The organism is Actinomyces oris (genome assembly GCF_001937665.1).
GTDB classification, from domain to species: Bacteria; Actinomycetota; Actinomycetes; order Actinomycetales; family Actinomycetaceae; genus Actinomyces; species Actinomyces stomatis.
Window position 1 is genome coordinate 1 of the sequence record NZ_MSKL01000027.1, and the last position, 18,036, is coordinate 18,036.

The 18,036-nt window shown below is 66.4% G+C and carries 21 protein-coding genes; 3 read left to right on the forward strand and 18 right to left on the reverse strand.

Features of this window, described 5'->3' with window-relative positions; translation table 11 throughout:
* Positions 1–139: 139 nt before the first annotated feature.
* Positions 140–1,894, reverse strand: coding sequence for a relaxase/mobilization nuclease domain-containing protein (locus BKH28_RS10725; RefSeq protein WP_075418792.1), 1,755 nt, complete (start codon positions 1,892–1,894; stop codon positions 140–142).
* A complete protein-coding gene (gene mobC, locus BKH28_RS13875) occupies positions 1,891–2,316 on the reverse strand; it encodes a plasmid mobilization relaxosome protein MobC (RefSeq protein WP_256695799.1) in 426 nt (141 codons plus the stop codon). Before mobC ends, BKH28_RS10725 begins: the two co-directional genes overlap by 4 nt.
* Positions 2,317–2,768: 452 nt before the next feature.
* On the opposite strand from mobC, the gene BKH28_RS10735 reads away from it, so the two are divergent.
* The 3 genes from BKH28_RS10735 to BKH28_RS10745 all read left to right on the forward strand — a co-directional run bounded on the left by BKH28_RS10735 (position 2,769) and on the right by BKH28_RS10745 (position 5,207).
* Positions 2,769–3,242: a hypothetical protein gene (locus tag BKH28_RS10735; protein ID WP_143224135.1), complete on the forward strand. Its 474-nt coding sequence runs from the start codon at positions 2,769–2,771 to the stop codon at positions 3,240–3,242.
* A gap of 174 nt (positions 3,243–3,416) precedes the next feature.
* Complete coding sequence (locus tag BKH28_RS10740) at positions 3,417–3,704, forward strand: hypothetical protein (RefSeq protein ID WP_075418795.1); 288 nt, start codon at positions 3,417–3,419, stop codon at positions 3,702–3,704.
* 24 nt (positions 3,705–3,728) lie between these two features.
* Positions 3,729–5,207, forward strand: a complete 1,479-nt coding sequence (locus BKH28_RS10745; RefSeq protein WP_081380123.1) for a MinD/ParA family ATP-binding protein — start codon at positions 3,729–3,731, stop codon at positions 5,205–5,207.
* An 84-nt stretch (positions 5,208–5,291) separates the two neighbouring features.
* Here BKH28_RS10745 and BKH28_RS10750 read toward each other — a convergent pair whose 3' ends face one another.
* From BKH28_RS10750 to BKH28_RS10820, 16 genes are all read right to left on the reverse strand, one after another.
* Positions 5,292–5,876, reverse strand: a complete 585-nt coding sequence (locus BKH28_RS10750; RefSeq protein WP_143224136.1) for a hypothetical protein — start codon at positions 5,874–5,876, stop codon at positions 5,292–5,294.
* 17 nt (positions 5,877–5,893) lie between these two features.
* On the reverse strand, positions 5,894–6,784 hold the full coding sequence (locus BKH28_RS13880) for an NlpC/P60 family protein (RefSeq protein ID WP_256695803.1): 891 nt from the start codon (positions 6,782–6,784) through the stop codon (positions 5,894–5,896).
* A gap of 56 nt (positions 6,785–6,840) precedes the next feature.
* Complete coding sequence (locus BKH28_RS13885; RefSeq protein ID WP_075418798.1) at positions 6,841–9,021, reverse strand: glutaredoxin family protein; 2,181 nt, start codon at positions 9,019–9,021, stop codon at positions 6,841–6,843.
* Between the two features lie 153 nt (positions 9,022–9,174).
* Entirely contained in the window at positions 9,175–9,522 is a 348-nt protein-coding gene (locus BKH28_RS10765) for a hypothetical protein (protein ID WP_075418799.1), read from the reverse strand.
* Positions 9,523–9,764: 242 nt separating this feature from the next.
* Positions 9,765–10,088, reverse strand: a complete 324-nt coding sequence (locus BKH28_RS10770; protein WP_075254309.1) for a CopG family transcriptional regulator — start codon at positions 10,086–10,088, stop codon at positions 9,765–9,767.
* Positions 10,089–10,111: 23 nt separating this feature from the next.
* Positions 10,112–10,381, reverse strand: a complete 270-nt coding sequence (locus BKH28_RS10775) for a hypothetical protein (RefSeq protein WP_075254310.1) — start codon at positions 10,379–10,381, stop codon at positions 10,112–10,114.
* A 227-nt stretch (positions 10,382–10,608) separates the two neighbouring features.
* The gene (locus BKH28_RS10780; protein WP_081380124.1) at positions 10,609–11,526 is read right to left on the reverse strand and encodes a tyrosine-type recombinase/integrase; all 918 of its coding nucleotides are present in this window, start codon (positions 11,524–11,526) and stop codon (positions 10,609–10,611) included.
* A gap of 561 nt (positions 11,527–12,087) precedes the next feature.
* A complete protein-coding gene (locus BKH28_RS10785; RefSeq protein WP_143224137.1) occupies positions 12,088–12,888 on the reverse strand; it encodes a ParA family protein in 801 nt (266 codons plus the stop codon).
* A gap of 19 nt (positions 12,889–12,907) precedes the next feature.
* Positions 12,908–13,387 carry a hypothetical protein gene (locus BKH28_RS10790; protein WP_075418801.1) on the reverse strand — a complete coding sequence of 160 codons (480 nt, stop codon included), beginning with the start codon at positions 13,385–13,387 and terminating at the stop codon, positions 12,908–12,910.
* Positions 13,388–13,415: 28 nt separating this feature from the next.
* A complete protein-coding gene (locus BKH28_RS10795) occupies positions 13,416–14,021 on the reverse strand; it encodes a single-stranded DNA-binding protein (protein ID WP_075418802.1) in 606 nt (201 codons plus the stop codon).
* A 34-nt stretch (positions 14,022–14,055) separates the two neighbouring features.
* Positions 14,056–14,439, reverse strand: coding sequence for a hypothetical protein (locus BKH28_RS10800; RefSeq protein WP_075418803.1), 384 nt, complete (start codon positions 14,437–14,439; stop codon positions 14,056–14,058).
* The gene (locus BKH28_RS10805) at positions 14,436–14,645 is read right to left on the reverse strand and encodes a hypothetical protein (RefSeq protein WP_075418804.1); all 210 of its coding nucleotides are present in this window, start codon (positions 14,643–14,645) and stop codon (positions 14,436–14,438) included. The genes BKH28_RS10800 and BKH28_RS10805 overlap by 4 nt, the downstream gene beginning before the upstream one ends.
* Positions 14,642–14,869 (reverse strand): hypothetical protein, encoded by a 228-nt coding sequence (locus BKH28_RS10810; protein ID WP_075418805.1) that lies wholly within the window; start codon positions 14,867–14,869, stop codon positions 14,642–14,644. Before BKH28_RS10810 ends, BKH28_RS10805 begins: the two co-directional genes overlap by 4 nt.
* 97 nt (positions 14,870–14,966) lie before the next feature.
* A complete protein-coding gene (locus BKH28_RS10815; RefSeq protein ID WP_075418806.1) occupies positions 14,967–16,436 on the reverse strand; it encodes a DNA cytosine methyltransferase in 1,470 nt (489 codons plus the stop codon).
* A complete protein-coding gene (locus BKH28_RS13580) occupies positions 16,433–16,570 on the reverse strand; it encodes a hypothetical protein (protein ID WP_178388870.1) in 138 nt (45 codons plus the stop codon). The genes BKH28_RS10815 and BKH28_RS13580 overlap by 4 nt, the downstream gene beginning before the upstream one ends.
* A 457-nt stretch (positions 16,571–17,027) precedes the next feature.
* Positions 17,028–17,930 (reverse strand): hypothetical protein, encoded by a 903-nt coding sequence (locus BKH28_RS10820; RefSeq protein WP_075418807.1) that lies wholly within the window; start codon positions 17,928–17,930, stop codon positions 17,028–17,030.
* Between the last annotated feature and the right edge of the window lie 106 nt (positions 17,931–18,036).

Sequence of the window (18,036 nt, forward strand, 5' to 3'; positions counted from 1 at the left end):
CCACGTCAGGGTCTGGGAACCGTCGGTGGGACGCTCCCAGACCACCGCGATGAAGTCCTCGACGAACTTGTCCAAGGTCGCGTGCTGGAGCGGCGGGTTCTCCTGGTTACTGCTCATGGTCTTCACGTAGCGCGTGGGCTCACAGAACCTGGGCCGGCTTGCGGCTCGTGGCCTGCTTTGTAGGCGTCCTCGTCGCCGCCGGCGCCGGCGAACCGGCTGGCTGGGCCAGTGCGGCCATGCGCTGGATGCGGGCGCGCTGCTCATCGCTCATGCCGCCATCGTCCTGGGCGCCCGTCTGGCTACTCCTCTGCTGGGGTGCGGCTGGTGCTGCGCTAGGAGCCGGGGCAGTAGCGGCTGTGGTGGCCTCGATCTGGCCGCTCGTGGCCTGGGCGACGGCGCGCCGGTAGGCGAAGGCCTCCAGGTCAGGCACACCGGCGTGCAGACGTCTGAATACCTGCACGGTGTTATCCAGGAGGTGCTGTGCCGTGCGGGTCTGGCCTTCCTGCCGGTAGAGGTCGGCCAGGGCGTCGGCCAGGCGCAGTGCGGACAGCGCGACCAGAACGCCGCTGGAGAAACCGGGGCGCATATGCGCCGTCGAGATCAGGCCAGCGGCCAGCACGATGGCGTCGCTGGTGGGGTTGGACTCGGAACTGCGGGTCTTGGTCTGTGCGTGGCGGCCCACGGCCTGCGAGGCGCGTTCCATCATGGCGCGCTCGGGCGTGCCGGGCTCGTAGCCGTGAGCGACGGCGGCCAGCAAGCCGGCGACGTCGGTGGTGGCGTCAGCCAGTGCTGTGGCGTCGGTGGGGTCGAGGCCGGCAAGGCGTGTGCGGTAGACCTCGAGGGCCACCCCACGCGCCTGAAGCTGCGCAGAGCTGGCCACCGTCTCACGAGCGGGCAGTGTTCCCTTCCAGGCGTCGCGCCAGGTGTCGACGGCGTGCTGGGCTGCGGCTGGTGTGTCGGGCCAGCGCGTGCGCAGCCTGTTCAGTGTCAGGTCGCGTGCGATCTTGCCGCCGGCGTACCACTGCGCCTTGTGACCCTTGGGCTTGTGCAGCGCGACGCTGTAGCCCACGACGACGTCGGTGCGTCCACGCGCGAATCGCGGCCGCGCCCGCACGCCAAGCTCACGCAGGCGCAGCACAAAGTCGCGCTCACTGCTCGCTGAGGTTGCTGCGGCGCGAACGCGGGACAGCAGGATCTCTCGGTCGGTGCGGTCCTGGCCGCGCCGGGCGGAGGCTTGCAGGTCGGCGGCGGTGTCGGCGCGTGCGCTACGGGCGTGCTCACGGGACTCGATGACCTCCAGCCCGTACTTGTGCTCGAGCTTGTTGCATGCGGCGCTGGCCTTGACCATGTCCTGCCACTTGCTCCACTTGGTGCCGTCCTCCCGAATGATGTTGACGGCGATGTGGATGTGGTCGCCACCGTTCTTGGCGGACCCGTGGTGAATGGCGACCCACCGGCACTCAGCCTTGCCGTCAGCGCCGCTGAAGCCCATCTGGTCGGCGAAGTCGCGCGCGATTTGCTGCCACCTCTCATCGCCCTGGGCAGCCTCCTCGGGGCTCAGGGACAGGGAGCAGTGCCACACGTGGTCAGCGACTGGCCCCTTGATGACCTCACGTACACCAGGCTCACCGGTCTTCTCGTCGATCTTGTCCATGTTGACCACGCGCCGGCTGCCCGTGGAGCGGGTGCCGGTCTCGTTCATGAACTGGTCGACGTACTTGGCGATCTCGAATCCCTGGGCGGCACTGAGCCTGTCCCACGCGCCCCAGCGGCGCATGATGACGTCCGAGCCGGCCACCAGGTGCGGGCTGGTGTGCTCGTTGGCCCGCCCCCGGCCGACAAGGTACTGAAGCAGCCCGGCCGTGTTGCCGCCGTCGCTGATTGCGTTGATCATGACCGGCGCACCCCGACCAGGATCGCGTTGATGTCATCGTGCAGCTGGTGAACCTCAGCCACTACAGCGTTGAAGCTCGACGGGATCTCACTGGTGGTGTTGGCATGGTGCGCGACCTGGTTGAGGTTGGTGGTCACGCCGACGAGCTGACGCCGGTAGTCACGCAGCTGGGCTACCAGCTCGTGCACGCCACCCACGTCCACGCCGTCACCCGCGCTGGCCGGGTGCAGCGCGCAGTCCACCAGGATCTTCGCCATCGACTCCCCCGACACCTCGGAGCGAGTCTCCAGCAGAGCACGCTCCTCATCCGTGAGGTACACCGTCAAGCGCTGACGTCGAACACCCTGCGTGCGCGCGCTACGACGACGATCCAAACGCGGCCCGCGCGTTACGACGCCCGCGTCGTCTGCGGTGCTCGTCACCGCAACCACCTCAATTCATGCCCAGCGCAGCGACCCGAAAGGGACCACACGACAAGTGTGCCAAGCGAGACGCGACAAGTCGAGCGCAAACCTACCTAGCACATGTGCTAGGTACTATCTTGCTCCGCGTACGCGGTACCAGACCCGTGGTTACGTTTTGGCAAATGCTAAATGGCTCTGACTTTGCCGCCCCGCCAGGGTGACCACGGGGTAATGATCAATGGGTGTTAGGCGGCGGACGGATGGCGGGCGGCTACGGACACCGGCCGCCGTGCCCATTGATTCCCGACGCTTCCCGGCCCCGGGACCCGCTCACCGACGACTCTGGGTGAGCCCGGGTGGGTGGTTGGGTTCGGGTTTGGTCCGGTCTGGCGTCGAGCGCCAGGGGGCGCTCGACGTTTGGGTCCATGCGTCCTCGTCGCCGTATTTCACCTGGCGTTAGCATTCGGGGTGTGGAGCAGGCGATGTCGATGTTGGTTCCCTCAGCCAGGGAGATGGTCCGCACGTTGGCGTCCGCCTATCCCGACACCGACGTGTGCGTACGCGCACTGCCCTGGAGATGCCGGTGCTGCGAGAGAATCACGCCGGCCTTCGGCCTGGTTCACGTCGATGGCTGTGTTCAACCGGTCTACATCGTTGACGCGGCCTCGGGACTCGGACTGGAGTACGCGCGCGACCTGCTGGAGATTGTCGGACACCCGTTGGTACGCGCGATCAAGGTGCGCACCTTGCGCTCGGGCCGTTCGACATTTACCACCGGCTGTGTCTACTGCGACACGCTGATCGAACCTGGACCTGTCCGAGCAAGGCTCATCGAGATCATGATCGACAACACTGTCGAGGACATGCCACTGATGCTGCGTCTACCGCGACCCGAGCTCGAGATGCACCTACTCAACCAAAGCATCCCCGCCATGTTCTGCTGAGCCCAACTGATTGGTTGTCGGGTACTCATGACGTCGTGAGCACCTGCCGATCAGCGCCACCGAGGGTGTCCTCGTACGGTCGAGACGGCAGGCACCACCGGTGTGCGCCCACGTTCTACGTAGTGGGTGAACGGCCGCCAGCGGGGCGGTCGCACCCTGAACGTAGGAGAAACCGTGACACCCACCGACATGAACCCGGTCGACGAGCTGCTGGCTGCTGAGAGCGACCGTGACAAGCGCGCGCGTGAGCTCGGCACCGCACTGACCGCGCTGCTGGGAGACGTCGAGACCTACAGGACGGCGTGGAAGCAGGCACTGGCCGCCGGCTTCGCCAGAACCGACCTGCTGCGCGCCGGATTCATCGACCCGGCCAAGCTCCCCCGCCCCAGGCGCACCTCCACCGCGACCCCTGCGCGAGAGGCACCAACAGCAACCAGCCCACGCACTGAGTCGGACAGCTAAGCAGGAACGTAAGGGGACGAGAAGATGACAGCGACTGAACAGACCACGCAGCAGACCATGGAGCGCACCAGTACGGCGCGGGCGAGCGTCGAGCTGAGCGAGCGGGGAGGCTCGGTGTCGATTGACGGCACCTTCCACGCCCTACGCGCCAGCAACGTCGATGACGCACGCATGGAAGCCCTCGAGCTGCTGCGCCGCTTCGCCGGCGACGTCGGCGGCCCCGTCACCGTACGCTCCACCGAGCCGTCGGGGGTGTTCAACTTCCTCATCAACCCTGACGGCTCCACCTACCTGCCCGCACACGACGATCCCGCACCGGCGCAGCCCACTCCCCCAACGCCTGCGCCACCCGCCAGTCAGCCCGCCGAGCACACGGAGACACCCACCACGGCGCCCTCACCCGCGCCGGCCACCACCACTACGCCACCTGCTGCCCTGCCGCCGGCCCTCCCGCAGCCCGCGGCGCCGGTGGTTGCGCAGCCAGCACCAGCACGTCCTCCCTCAGGCGCCGCGCCTGGTGTCGATGAGCGTGAGCCCTCCGTGCCGGCTCCGGTTCACCAGCCTCGGCGCAGGGAGGTCCAGGCCGAGCTGCGCCGTCAGTCTCTGCTGGAGGAGATCACGACCCAAGGTCCCGCCCACCACGGTGTGAGGGGCATGCTCAACGCAATGGGCTTGAAGCTGGCGCCGTCGAAGGCCGAGCTGATGGAGCGTGACAACATCACCAAGGTCTCTCGTCACTGGGTCGGCCCCAGGACAATTGCCGTGGTCAACGGCAAGGGTGGGAGCAGCAAGACCCCGTCAACGATCCTGCTTGCTGCGCTGCTGGCTCGTTACGGGGGCGGCAACGTCATCGCCTGGGACAGCAACTCCACCCGCGGCACGCTGGGCTGGAGGACAGAGAGCGGTGGCCATGACGCGACCGTGGCCGACTTGCTCCCCCGCGCCAGCTACCTGCTGGGGACCGAGGCAAGAGCATCGGACCTGGAGGCTTTCACTCACCACCAGAGCGTGGACCGCTTCGACGTGCTGCGCTCTGACCCCACGCAGCTGGCCAGCGAGCAGCCGGCCGATGAGGTCAGCTTCCGGGCCGTGCACGCGGTCCTGGCGCGCTACTACCGCATCATCCTGATCGACACGGGCAACGATGAGTCGTTGCCTGCGTGGTCGTCCATGATCGAGCGCACCGACGCGATCGTGGTGCCGACCATCACCCGTCCGGAGCACGCTGAGTCGGCCAGGCTCCTGCTTGACGGGCTGGCTCGCAGCGGCCGGCACGGTGAGCGGCTGGCTGAGCAGGCCACCGTCATCGTCTCCCAGGCCTCGGCCTCTGAGCCGTCGCCGGCCCGCTACGTCGAGGTCTTCAACGGCATGGCGCGAGCCGCGGTCGGTATCCCCTACGACCCGGCGATGTCCAACAGCCCGCTGCTGCTGGACTCGCTGGGAGCTGCCACCAGGCGTGCCTGGCTCGCCGCCGGCGCCGCCCTGACCGACGCCCTGACCTGAACCCGCGTCACCGCGCATTGAGGGGGTCCCCCAGGCACTGCCTGGGGGACCCCCTCATCCACGCCGGGGAACAAACGCGGCTGGCTAGTCGATGGCTGAGCGCACGGCGCTGACCCTCCACGCGCCGTCGGTGTTGGTCAGGGTCAGCCAGTAGCGGGTGGTGCGTATCTGCCCGTTCCAGCCGTTGTCGGCGTAGGCCCTGGTGCTGACGGCCCGCTGGCGCTGCGCCTTGGTCGCGGTGTCGGGTACTGGGTCGTCTATGTGGCGGTCGATGTGCTCGACGACGTCGTGGGCCTGGTGCTGCTGCATCATGGTCCACCGGTTGTCGGGGCGGGCCAGGTCGGCGCCGCCGGCCCTCTGCGCGGTGGCGGCCAGGTCTCCGGTCAGTAGCGGCCTCGCGCGCGTCCACACTGCCTGAGAGCTGGTATCGGTGCGGGCGTCGTGCACCGACAGGGCCACGGCCACCGCATCGGCCACGGAGTCGGGGTCGGAGTCGTTGGTCTCGCCGAGCACCACCGGGGTCGGTAGCGGGCTCGCCGCCGGCGGAGCAGAGGCGCTGCTGGTCGGCACAGGAGCCTCAGTGGGCTCCTGGCGGTGGGAGCAGGCAGCCGTTCCGGTTGTCAGTGCGGCCGCGGCCAGGGCCGCGAGTACTGGAGCTGCTGATCTCATGGGTGCCTCCTCGTGGGCTAGTTGATGTGGACGTAGTAGGGGCCGCCGACCATCTGGTAGACGGTGGTCTCTCGGACAGGGATGCCCTCGGTGGCAGCCTCAACAATCGTGTTGTTGCCGGCGTACAGGGCGACGTGGCCGTCCCAGCAGACCAGGTCGCCGGGCTGGGCCTGGTCCTGACTCACGCGTGAGCCTGCGGTGCACTGCGTCGCTGAGGAGTGGGCCAGCTCGATGCCGGCGGCGGCGTAAGCAACCTGCACCAGGCCAGAGCAGTCGTAGCCGACGGCATCGTCAGCCGCGCCCCACACGTAGGGCTTACCGAGCTTGGATCGAGCTGTGGCCAGGATCTTTGAGCCTCTCGAACCATCGCCGCCGCTGCTACCTCCGCTGCCTCCGGTCTTGGCCTGGGCGACTTTCTGGGTGATCTGCTGGACGTAGTTCTGAGTGTCCGTAAACGGCGGGATACCCCCGTACTCCTCGACCGCTCCCGGGCCGGCGTTGTAGGCGGCCAGGGCCAGGTTGAGCACCTCGCCCTTGACCTTGCCGGCGTCGATGAGCTTCTTCATCTGGGCAGCCAGGGAGCACATGAAGTGTCCCTGGGAGTAGATCGCGTCGTGGCCGTTCATTGGGTCGGCCTTCCCGTCTCCGTCGCCGTCCTTGCCTTCCGTCTTCCAGGTGTCGGGCATGAACTGTGCGAGCCCCACAGCTCCGGCCTGGCTCTTGGCCTGGGGCTGCCAGGACGACTCCTTGCCGATCTGGACGGCGATCACGGCTGCGCTGATCTCGGGGCAGATCTTGCCCGCGCGGGACACGTCGGCCTGGTACTCGGCCGGCACATTGACCGGTACCGTCCCGTCTGCTTTCTTCTCGTCCTCACCGTCCTTGCCTCCGCCGCCGGAAGCGAACATGAGCGACATGGTCAAGGCAGGCACCACCAGAAGCACCCCAATGACCCCTTTGGCCTTCACAGGTGCATCCCCTCTCCACGCGCGCGGGGGCGCTGCTGCTGGGGTGTGTGCGTGGGCCTACCCCCGCCTCCGCCGCCGTCGGACGGCCCTGGAGTACCAGGGGCCTGCTGTGGGGTCGCTGCGGCCACAATCGCCTTGATCCGGTCCGGGTTGAAGCCCGCCGTGCGCTGCCCGTCCACCTCGATGATCGGCGCCTGGCGTAGCCCCTCGGCCCTGAACTGCTCCACCAGGTCCGGCCGGCTGCTCAGATCAATGGCCTCGTAGGCCACTCCGGCCTTGTCGAGCTGGCGGCGGGTCATCTTGCAGCCGGGACAGTTCGGTGTCGTGTACACGGTCAGCTCTGGCGCCTCCGCCTGGACCTGGGATGCGTCCTGTTCCCGCTCGGTGGCAGGCATCGGGGTCGCCGTGCTAAGGGCGTCCGTGGTGGTGTCGGGCCATGTGGCCCTGACCTGGTCCATCATCTCGGCGGTCGTCATCGTGGACTTGCCTGCGGGGGTGGCGACCGTGACCTGCCCCGGGCTGGTGGTGATGACACGGCAGTCCATACCGTTGCCACGCATCTCAAGCAGCCGCCCAGCGGCGCCGGCCTCGAGAGGGTTCCCTGGGCTGGTCTCGAACACCGAGACGCGGGCGTCGCCGCCGGCCAGGGTCGCCTGGGCCTGTGCCCAGCGCTCCAGTGCGGAGGCCTCCTGCAGCTCCCACCAGCCAGCAGACGAGGCGACACGCATCGATGCCCAGGTGGTGGCCACGCTCTGCTCTCCGTCACGCAGGACAGCGTTGTCGACGTCCCAGGTGGCCTCCCGCTCCGACACCAGCCGGGATCCTGCGGCACGCTGCTCATCACTGAGCGGCTGCGGGTCCGTCCACGGCCCCACCTCACCGTTGGGGACCTCCTTGCGGTCCACGACCTCGAACGTCTGCCCCTCAGGATTAGCACCGACAGTGATGGGGCGGTGCGAGGAATCCATCACTTTGGGCCGCACCCACACCCTGCCTCGCTCCATGTCGAGGCTCGTCGACAGCTCTGACTCCGGCACCCCGTGGAGGACCTGTCGTTTCAGGCGCGCGGCCTGCTCGTTGAGCATGTGGAAAGCTGCCGTGCTGCGAGTTGGGTGGGCTAGCTCTCTCTCGGCGCTCCTCAAGCCGGCCTCGATGCTCTGGGCAGCGGCGTCGAAGGTCTCTGGGCGCATGCCCAGGATCGTGGCCGCAGCCTGGGCGTCGGTCATCTCGCGCACACCCGGGTCAACAGCCAGGTCGGGAGACAGCCACTCCACAATTCTCTCGTCATCAGCCGCAAGAGTCCCGTCCCGCAGCTCGCGGGTCAGTGACCCACCTGGACGGATCGCGAGCCCGTTATCGCGCCCAGAAGCGTCTCGATCCAAGAAGAACGTGACCGCCTGCTCGGCCCGAGCGCCCCCTAGCCATCCACCGGCGTCAGCGGCCGGAGTGAGGACCTGCACCCTGACCGTCCCGTCCGGCCTCACAACCGGGTCGGCGACCTCGAGGCCATGTTCTGTGAACGGCACCGCGTAGGGCCATATCTCCTCAAATGCCACACTGACTGGCTCCTGATTGGCACGTGCCACGGCGTCAGACAGGACCAAACGTGCGTCTGCCTCGCTCAGCTGTCGTGCCGGCACGTCACCCTCGAGGTCCAGGTCAAACCCGTACCGGCTGACCCCGATCTGCCCTCTCATCCCACGAGTAAACGACCCATCAAAGGTCGGTACAGGGACCAGCTCAACATCTGCGGTGACGGCCCCTGCTTGCGGGTCGAACCGTGTCGTTACCTCCTCGGCGTCGATCCCTTCCGGGAGGACTGCGTCAAGACGCCCCAGAAGCTCGCCAGCTAGGGCGCTGTTCGACAGGTAGTGCTCCCAGTCACGGCCCAGCTCCTCAGCGAGGTCGCTCAGCGCCACGCTGCGGTCCTGCACGCCAGGGACGCTGTAGGTGACTTCCTGGTTCTGCTCGTCCCACAGAACCTCGACGTCAACGATATCCGGTACCCCTGCGGGCTGCCCACCAGCCCAGTCAACCCCACGCCGCAGCCGCGTGGGGGCCTGAAGCCCCTCAATCAGCGTGCGCACCTGCTCGGGCACATTCTCAGTGACCCCGTAGAGCACCCCTGCGTGCGTCTCATCGACGTACACCACCGGCTCGGTAAAACCCTCACTCATCGACTTCTCCTCTACAAGAATCGGTCTGCCTGGTCACCTGCTACCAAGCTCGTACCTTTCTCGTAGGACGTGGGCGCACGCCGCTCAGACAAGCAGCGGCGCCAGCACAAGGGCCTTGTGCTGGCACCGGATCGTGGGGGAATACTGTTGTGGTCAGTCCTGGTCCGGGTGGTCAGCGTTGGCCGTGTGGATCAGGTTGTAGGGGCTGGTGGCGCGGTCTCGTAGCTGGACGCTCATGAGCTTCATGCACTTGATGACGTCGTCGGCGTCGACGTCGTGCAGGAGGACCTTCACCACGGGGATGCCATCATGCTGGGCTGCGACCTTCTCCCAGTCCTCGGCTTGGGTGACCTCGTGCTCATGCCGGTCAGCGGCGTAGACGTAGACCATCCACCTGGGGTCCTCGCCGTGGCTGTGGGCAGTCATGTCGATAGCGAGGATCTGCCACCTGTCGTGGTCGAGGCCTGCCAGCTCGTAGAGGTCGCCGCTGGTATTGGTCATACTGATCTCTGCGCATGAGGTTCCCCTCCAGTCGGGGTATGTCGTGCGAGCGTCAGGGACTCTGGTCGGTTCGGTAGGTCTGATGTCCATGACGGTAACGATGACACACGGCAGTGACACGGGTTGCTGGCTGTTAAGACACTGCAATCCAGCCCATGGTGGATGGTTGACGACTGCCCGATCTGTGCGGCCTCCATCCCCGGCAAGAGGGTCGACGGACGGGATGGTTCGGGCGACGGGGTTCAGGCGCTGGCGAGGTACTTCTCGACGGCGTCGCGGATGACGGCACTCCTGGTAGTGCCGTGAGCTCTGACGTACTCGGCGAGCGCCGCGTCGGTGGCGGGGCTGAAGCGCACGTGGCGGGCCGGGGAGCGGCCAGCACCAGTCGCGTGGTTCTCCCCCAGGTTGGGGCGCCCTCGGAAGATCGCGTCGAGCTCGTCGTCGCTGACGCGACTGCCCGGGCTGGTGCGCAGGGTGGTGCGCACGGGCTTCACGTGGCCGGCGACGATGTCCTCGTCGTAGGCGTCATAGTAGGCGTCGTCATTGCGCTCGTTGATCTCGGTCATGATCGATTCTCCTCTCCTGTGGTTCAGCGGTCGTCCCGCGGGACGATATAGCGGTACAGGTCTGTTACTTCCATGGCGTGGAAGATCTTGCGGTTACCGCGTCCGTCGACGGCGACGCCGACCTCGATGTAGCGCATGGCATGCTGATGGGGCAGGCCAACGAACATGAAGCTCCTCTCCCCTGGCCGCCTCGCCGGAAGGTCAGCGTATCCGGCGTGGTGCAGCACCGCGTACACGGCGTCCTCGCGGGGAATCCCGTGCTTGTCGGCGGAGGGGGAGAACTCGAACGGCATGCCATTATGGTAACACCATAATGGTGGTGGGGCAACCCTTCGTCACTCTTTGCTGGTGCAGGTTCTCGCGAGTCGGCAACGAAAGGTGACCGTCTACCCGTCTTCTTCCGCCGTCCCGGCCACCCGTACTGGTCCCGAGCGTGAGCCGACGTGGTGCAGGTCGGTGAGTGGCCTGCTTGTACCGGGCTCGGTGGTGACCAGAGCTGTACCTCGTGCGGGAGGCGGGGTCAGCATGGGGCACCGACCGGTGGCTGCTGTTGGTCAGGGCCGGCGTCGACTCGGCGTTGGGTGGCGTTGGGGGTGGGGTGCAGGCCGCTGAGCGCCGCGCACTGCTGGTCGGTGTTGACGGCGAGGTAGCGGCCGGTGGTGGCCAGGGACTCGTGGCGCATGAGGCTTTGGACGACTCGGCTGTCGGTGCCTGCGCGCAGGAGTGATGTCGCGAAATAGTGGCGCAACTGGTGGGCGGTTGCGGGCGCGTCGGCGCGGTCGAACGCGTCGCTGATGACTCTGCTGACGGTCTTGGCCCGCACAGGCACGGCCGGGTCCTTGGGGGACGGGAACCAGAGACCACGACGGGGGTAGTGACTCGCCTGCTGGAGGATGAGCTGGTGGGCGGGGAGGGTATCGGTTCTGCCTCCTTTGCCGGTGATGGTGATGGTGCCGGCGACGGGGCTGATGTCCTCTCCGCGGATCTTGGCGATCTCGTGGACACGCATGCCGGCGTAGACGGCGAGGATGATCTTGGTTCGGGTGCCCTGGCGCAGTGGGAGTGCGAGGACAGCGTCGAGCTGGGCGTCGGTGACTGGTCGGGGGTGGCCGGCTGGGGTCTTGGGTCTGGGGACGCGGGTAGTGGGGTCGTCGGCGCGGTGGTCGGACTGGAGGAGCCACTTGCTCCAGGCTCTCAGGATCGTGAAGTAGGCGTTCTTGGTGGCTGCGCTGGGGAGGGCGGCGAGCCAGGTGCTGATGGCTTGTGGGGTCAGGGCTGCGGGGTCGGTGCCGGTGGCGGTGGTGATCTGGTTGATGACGCGGATTCGTTCGGTGATGGTGCGGGCGGAGAGGCCTTGTCCCTGCATGGACGCCTCCCACGCCTTGACCAGGAGGGTGGGGGCGTCGTCTTCTCCAACAATTCTTAAAGGTGTTGTCATTACTTAATGATTGATCCCTGGCGCTGCGTTCCGCTGGGGTTTAGGGCAGAGCGGTGCAGGTCAGTCATCGCAGCATGTAGCGCGAACGCCGGGCCCCGTGACAACACGGGTGCACCGGCGTTCCCTTCCATTCCGCGCCGTGACGCGGCGGCAGCATCAGGTTATCCCACGGGCGCATCTCCTTCTAGGGGTGCGGTGGCCGGCCTCGGGGTATCTGGCCGGCGGGTGTCGGGGTCAGGGGTCTGCCGTCGTTGAGGCGTTGCTCGGCCTCGGTGACGCCAGCCTCGATCCAGTCGGCGATGAGTTCGTGGTAGGCACGGAAGGGGGTGTCTGGTTGGGCGCTCTCTAGGCGCCATACGGATCGTGCCCGGCCTGCGAGCTCGGCGGGGATACGGACGGTGATCTTCTTGAGGACTGGAGGGTCAGCGCCGTCATTGCCAGCCTTGCTGCTATTGCCAATATTGCTGGCAATGCTGGCATTAACGGCTTGGCCAGCGGTGAGTGCTGCGGGATCGGGGCCGCCGGCTTTCGGAATAGAGACTTTCCGGCGGGGCTGAGGCTTCACCTGGCCACCTCCGCATCCTGGTTGGTGAGGATGTGGCGTGCTACGGCCTCGATGGCGGCGACGTAGTCGTATGCCTCCCGCTTGGGTACGGGCACATGGTTGGTGGCTGCGACTGCCACGACCTCGCGCTCGGGGAGAGGGTGGTCGATCACGTCGGAGCTGTAGATGGCTCTGAGCTCTTCACGCCATACGGCGCGGTCGAGCCGGTCGTTTCGCCATCGGTTGATGAGGATGCCGGCGACGCTAAGGCCTGGGTTGTAGTAGCGCTTGACCGTGTCGATCGTGACGGTGAGCTCGGCGACGCCCTCGACGGACGATGCGCGGGGTTCAGTGACGATGAGGACGCTTGTGGCGGCAGTGAGCGCACTGAGGGTGAGCGCACCCAGCGACGGCGGGCAGTCAATCAGGACGACGTTGTACTCCTCGATGGCGCCGCCCATGGCGGTGCGCAGGTGAAACTCTCTTCCGGGGCTGGTATCAGCCTCACGTGAGGCGAGCTCGCGTTGTGCGGGGATGACGTCGATGCCGGTCCAGGCAGGGCCGGCGGGGTGGATGGCGGCGGCCAGGGCACCGGCGCCTGCCTGGCCGGTGGCCACGGCGGTGAGGACGTCGTGGAGGGTTCGGCTCTCGTCGTCGAGCTCGACGTCGAGGATTGATGTGGCGTTGGCCTGGGGGTCGGCGTCGATGACGAGGACGCGGTGCCCGTTGCGGGCGAGGGCGTCGGCCAGGTTGACGGTTGTGGCGGTTTTTCCGACGCCGCCTTTCTGGTTGGCGACTGCGATGATGGTGGTGGTCACGGTGTTGGCTCCTTGGTCTTTAGTGGTTGGCCTGCTGACGGCCGGCGTTGTAGCCCTTCTGGTAGGCGTTGCGCACTGATCGGGCGACGCGCTGGAGGACCAGTGTCCGGGCTGTCATCTCGTTATTAAGCGCACGCTCCAGGTAGGAGACTTTGTGCTGAGCAGCTTCGAACTCGGTGTCGTGGGCAGGATCGTCTCGGGTTGTGTGATCGTCCAGGTCTCGAATCATCGTGATAAGGCTGTCGATCTCATTGAGGAGGCGTTGGATGTACTGCTCTGCCTTGTCTTTGAGGTCTTCTTGTGCCATCCATTGCTCGTAGGCATTGCCTCGGCTACAAGTGGCCAGGTCGGCTCGGATTGTGTCGATGTCGATGGTGCCGGCGACCGCCTCGGCTTGGGGCGCGGCGAGGTTGAGAGAGGTGATGACCTGGCGAGCCCTGAGGTTGGCGGCACGGTGGTCTGCGAGTTCTCGCTCGTGAGCAGCTGCTGTGGTGCTCATGTTGATTCTCCGTTCTGTTGCCTATGGCTCAGAACGGGGGCTCGTCACCGAAGGAGGTGGAGCCGCCCGTGGCCCACGGGTCGTCCGCGGCGCCGCCGGCGGGGGCGTTGTACCCGGACTGGCCCTGGCCACCGAAGCCGCCACCGCCGTTGTAGCCGCCCTGCTGGGGGCCGCCCTGGTTGTATCCGCCCTGACCGCCCTGGTTGCCGCCGAAGCCGCCACCCTGGGGGCCGCCCTGGCCGCCGCCGAAGCCACCCTGGCCGCCGCCGCGCGGCTGGCGGGTGACCTGAGCCTTGGCGTAGCGCAGGGAGGGGCCGATCTCATCGACCTGCATCTCTACGACTGTGCGTTGCTCTCCTTCTCGGGTGGTGTAGGAGCGCTGGACCAGGCGGCCCTGGACGATGACGCGTGTGCCCTTGGTCAGTGACTCGGCCACGTTCTCTGCGGCGTCGCGCCAGCTTGAGCAGGGCATGAACAGGGTCTCCCCGTCCTTCCACTTACCGGTCTGGCGGTCGAAGGTGCGCGGCGTGGAGGCGACCGTGAAGGAGGCCACCGCTGCCCCGGAGGATGTGAAGCGGAGCTCGGGGTCCGCGGTGAGGTTCCCGATGATGGTGATGATGGTGTCTCCGGCCATGATTGTTGGGTCCTTTCTTGAGGTTGTCGGTCGTTTAGAGGTTGTCTTCGAGGATGATCTGTACCTTGTCGACGAACTCCTCGGGCCCAACTTCTTCCAGGCGCTGGCTGATCTCTCGGAGTGCGTCGTTGAGTCGGTCGACCTCGTTGAGGAGGTTCTTGATGTCTTCGGGTGCGTGGGCGATGAGGTTGAGGTCGGCGTCTGCGGAGTGGTTGACGTGGTTGAAGACCAGCGCGTCGTCCTCGTAGTCGACGGCGATGTCGTCGTGTCCGATGCCGACGATGGCGATGGGCCAGCTCCCGGCGGTGACGGTGAGCTCGTCGGTACCGCAGCTCCAGGGGCCGCTGGTAGCGGCGGTAAGGCGGGCGCGGATGCCAGTGAGGTCTAGAGGGCCAGCCAACACGCTTGAGGCGGTCATGCTGACTCCTCGGGAGTCCAGGTCTTAACTTGGACGGAGTGACCGGCAGTGATGAGATTCAGGAGCTCCTCATATTCGTTGAGGTGCTCCTTGGTTAATAAGCCTGAGTTGCTTACTTTGCTGCGAAGGTCACTGGCCTGCTTCTCAATCACGCGGACGAGAAGTGCCTTCTGCCTAAAAGTGAGGGTGATGGTTTCGAGCGTCATGCGGCTTCTCCGCTCTGTGTGTCAGTGGGCCCGGCTGTGGTTGCGTGTGGGGCCGGTTCGATGTGGATGGTGCCAGCGGCGATGGTGTTCTCAATGGCCTCGAGTGTTGTGAGTGTGTCTTGGAGGTAGGTCTCACCGGCGGCGACGCGGTCGCGAACTTCGTTAGTGAACCTGTTTACGGCCTCCATGAGTAGGAGGTGCTGCTCGAAGGTCAGTCGCTGCATGGGGCTGCTCCTTCGGTGTCGAGGAAGTCGTAGATGCTTGTCTGGCCAGGCAGGATCTGCTGGTCACCAATGTTTTCAACGGGGATGTCGGTATTACTCATGATGCGCTCATCGCCTCTTTTATGGTTGTGATGATGTCGCGGGCGGTGGGTGGGGTGACGGCGTTGCCGGCTTGTTTGACTTTCTCTCCTCTGTTTCCTCGGATGATGTAGTTGGTGGGGAAGGCCATGGCCCTGGTGATCTCGTGGGGGTTGAGCATCCGGAAGTGGACGTCGTCGATGTTGACGGTGCCGCCGGTTAGTAGTGACTGGTGGCCGGCGGTGGTGATGGTTCTGGCCGGTTCCTCGGTGGGGGTGGTTAGGTGTGCGGATCCGTGGGTGCCGCCGTTGTTGCGCATCAGGAGGCCTTTGGGTGCGACGGCGATGCCGTGACGGTCGCGTGTGGTGACGGTCGGTAGTGGGCGCTGTGTGGGCACGGCGCCTTTCTGGGTTCCGTAGTAAGGGGTGATGAGGGCGTGGTGGTTGCCGGAGGTGGTGACGGTGGCTAGTGGGGCGGTGACGGGGCGGGCGGTGGATCCTCCGCCGCGGAGCTCGGCGATGAAGGGTGCTCGGGGTTCCGTCGAGCTGCTGCTGGTCTTGGTGTTCCATGCCTCGGGCGTTGGGGTGGTTGGCGGTTGCCAGCTGCCGGTCCAGTAGCGGTTGATGCCGGTCTGGATTCGGGCGAGGGTCTTGGCTGCCAGGGGTCTGGAGCGGTCTCCGATGCGCTCGCCCAGGTCGGTCCAGTCGATGATGGACGCGGCGGGGATCGTGGGTGGTTCGACGACGTGGTTGCGGCAGGAGACCTGCGGGCACCGGTAGGTGTACTGGGAGCGGTAGCGTCCGACCTTGCGGGTGGGGTTCTTGAAGGCCTGCATGGCCTGGATCCAGCCGTGCTTGGGGCACCATGCCTGGGGGCGGATGACGTGCTCTACGTCGGGGGCTTTGTCGCCTTTGCGCCACAGGATGACGTAGAGGCGGTCCCGTGACTGCGGGGCCGGCAGGCCACTTAATGCGGCGTGCATGGAGTTCAGGGAGAGCAGGCGCATCTGGTAGCCCAGGGCTACGAGGGCGGCCCTCCAGGCGGGGAAGAGGACCCAGTCGGCGGCGTCGATGACGTTCTCGACGATGATCGCCCGGTAGAGGTGGTGCTCGGCGAATCGGACGACGTCCCACATGGTGGCCCGTGACCTCATGGCCGCGTCATCAGACAGGGGCTTGCCGGCCTCCAGCAGGCCGAGCAGGTCCCGGCGCCGGGCCTCATCCTGCCGCTGGCGGGCGACGCCCTTGGCGATGCTGTGGTTGGTGCAGCTCGGGGAGGCCCACAGGATGTCGGTGGTGGGGTACCGGCGTGGGTCCACCTGGCTGATGTCGGCGCAGTCGTGCGCGGTGTTGGGGTGGTTGGCCTGGTGAGTCTCGATGGCCAGGGCCCAGTGGTTGGCGGCCATGACCACCTCGATGCCGGGCACCATCTCCGCGCCGGTGCTGGAGCCGCCAGCACCGCAGAACAGGTCAGTCAGCGTCGTCGTCATGACTCGGCCTGCCAGAGGCCCCGCTTGGCTGCGATGGCCGTGCACACGGCATCGCAGGCGAGGGTGATGGCTTGAAGTGTCTCGGTGGTGTCGCCGGCGAAGGCGAGGCTGGGTAATGGCTTGTAGGTGGTCATGCGCTTGTCTCCTGTTGTGGTTGCTGTCATTGCTGGCAATTGCATCATTGCCAGCAATTGGGAGGAGACTGGCCTCTCGGGGGAGGTTGGTTCCGCGTAATTACAGGGTTCTTGCTGGTGTGGAGCGCCTGCTTCATCGCAACATCCCCTTGCCGCCGCTATTGCCGGCATTGCCAGCAATAGCGCTATTGCTGGCAATAGAATCGCAGCGGTACATCCATCTGCGGGCGAGCACGTCGACGTACTCGAGCCAGACAATGATGCTGCGGACTTTTAATCCGAAGGTCGTGGGTTCGAGCCCCACAGGGGGTACCGCGCCGGCCTCGGCCCCCAGCCCAGGTAGCCGAACGTGAGCACAGATCACGCAGCCACAGCGACATACCCGTGTCTGAGGGCCACACCTTACGGATCGCAGACCGCTCCAAGGACTCATCATCCATCCTCCGAGGCAGCGTCGTTATTTTCCGCTTGCAGCATCGTCGAGCACGGACCCGACGTAGCGGCCGAACTTCTCAGTGACGCTGCTGTGGTCGTCGTCCGGCCACTCGTTCCAGGTGTGACGGAAGCCCGCCGAGCGGTAGTAGCCCAGGCTGCTCCTGGCGTGCCCGATGCCGTCGAATCCTTCAAAGCTGTTGGCGGGCACGTCGCGCGTCCCGGTCACCCAGTTCAGCCGGAGCCGACTCTTGGCGTCGTCGGAGAACATCGCCTGCTCCTCAGGCGCATCACCACCCCCGAAGAGCAGGAAGCCCCCGCCCGCCATGCGCTCGGCGTAGACCGGGAAGAACCACTGGCTGATGAACTCCGAGCCTCCGGAGTAGCCCACGAGCCAGACCCGATCCGTGGTGGCACCGCACTCGGCGACCACGTAGTCGAGCGTCTGCTCCAGGTAGTGGACCTTGCCCTCCTGATCCTCCAGCCACCAGATTCCGTCGTCTCCGGGAGAGCGCACCGAGACCACGTCGTACCCGCGAGTGATCGCCGCCTCGACGACTCCCCCGGCGCCGGCCAGGCCACCGCGGGCCCTCTCGTCCCGGCTCTGGTTCCCCTGCCTGTGGAAGGACTGCCCGTCGCCATCGAGGTAGACGACCAGTCCGACCGGCACGTCCACGGCCGCGTAGAAGATGCAGTCCGAGGTTTCGTCCTCGTCGTCGGTGTAGGAGAACGCGGCAGGAACCGACAGGTCTCCCGACGTCGGGCGCAGGCTCGGCGCAACGTCACCCCCGCGCGAGCGCAGGTACGAAGGCGGAGTCGAGTGCGCTGCCGCTCGCTGCACCCCCCGAGGAGCGCATCCTGCCAGGATGAGGCTCGTCACCACTCCGGTCAGGGCTCGCCGCGAAAGGTGCGCCGCCACGCTCTCCACCCACCTTCCCGATCGTCGTCAGCCACTTGACGGTAGCACCAGCGCCCCGGTTCCGCTCGGCCGCGAAGGCAGGATCACTCCACCAACGACGAGGCGCACCGAGGTG

Bases quoted from the DNA above. Each gene is read 5' to 3' on its own strand.
- BKH28_RS10725 (WP_075418792.1), bottom strand. From the start codon at position 1,894: ATGATCAACGCAATCAGCGACGGCGGCAACACGGCCGGGCTGCTTCAG.
- BKH28_RS10745 (WP_081380123.1), top strand. From the start codon at position 3,729: ATGACAGCGACTGAACAGACCACGCAGCAGACCATGGAGCGCACCAGT.
- BKH28_RS10750 (WP_143224136.1), bottom strand. From the start codon at position 5,876: ATGAGATCAGCAGCTCCAGTACTCGCGGCCCTGGCCGCGGCCGCACTG.
- BKH28_RS13880 (WP_256695803.1), bottom strand. From the start codon at position 6,784: ATGTTCGCTTCCGGCGGCGGAGGCAAGGACGGTGAGGACGAGAAGAAA.
- BKH28_RS13885 (WP_075418798.1), bottom strand. From the start codon at position 9,021: ATGAGTGAGGGTTTTACCGAGCCGGTGGTGTACGTCGATGAGACGCAC.
- BKH28_RS10765 (WP_075418799.1), bottom strand. From the start codon at position 9,522: ATGACCAATACCAGCGGCGACCTCTACGAGCTGGCAGGCCTCGACCAC.
- BKH28_RS10770 (WP_075254309.1), bottom strand. From the start codon at position 10,088: ATGACCGAGATCAACGAGCGCAATGACGACGCCTACTATGACGCCTAC.
- BKH28_RS10775 (WP_075254310.1), bottom strand. From the start codon at position 10,381: ATGCCGTTCGAGTTCTCCCCCTCCGCCGACAAGCACGGGATTCCCCGC.
- BKH28_RS10780 (WP_081380124.1), bottom strand. From the start codon at position 11,526: ATGACAACACCTTTAAGAATTGTTGGAGAAGACGACGCCCCCACCCTC.
- BKH28_RS10790 (WP_075418801.1), bottom strand. From the start codon at position 13,387: ATGAGCACCACAGCAGCTGCTCACGAGCGAGAACTCGCAGACCACCGT.
- BKH28_RS10795 (WP_075418802.1), bottom strand. From the start codon at position 14,021: ATGGCCGGAGACACCATCATCACCATCATCGGGAACCTCACCGCGGAC.
- BKH28_RS10800 (WP_075418803.1), bottom strand. From the start codon at position 14,439: ATGACCGCCTCAAGCGTGTTGGCTGGCCCTCTAGACCTCACTGGCATC.
- BKH28_RS10805 (WP_075418804.1), bottom strand. From the start codon at position 14,645: ATGACGCTCGAAACCATCACCCTCACTTTTAGGCAGAAGGCACTTCTC.
- BKH28_RS10810 (WP_075418805.1), bottom strand. From the start codon at position 14,869: ATGCAGCGACTGACCTTCGAGCAGCACCTCCTACTCATGGAGGCCGTA.
- BKH28_RS10815 (WP_075418806.1), bottom strand. From the start codon at position 16,436: ATGACGACGACGCTGACTGACCTGTTCTGCGGTGCTGGCGGCTCCAGC.
- BKH28_RS13580 (WP_178388870.1), bottom strand. From the start codon at position 16,570: ATGACCACCTACAAGCCATTACCCAGCCTCGCCTTCGCCGGCGACACC.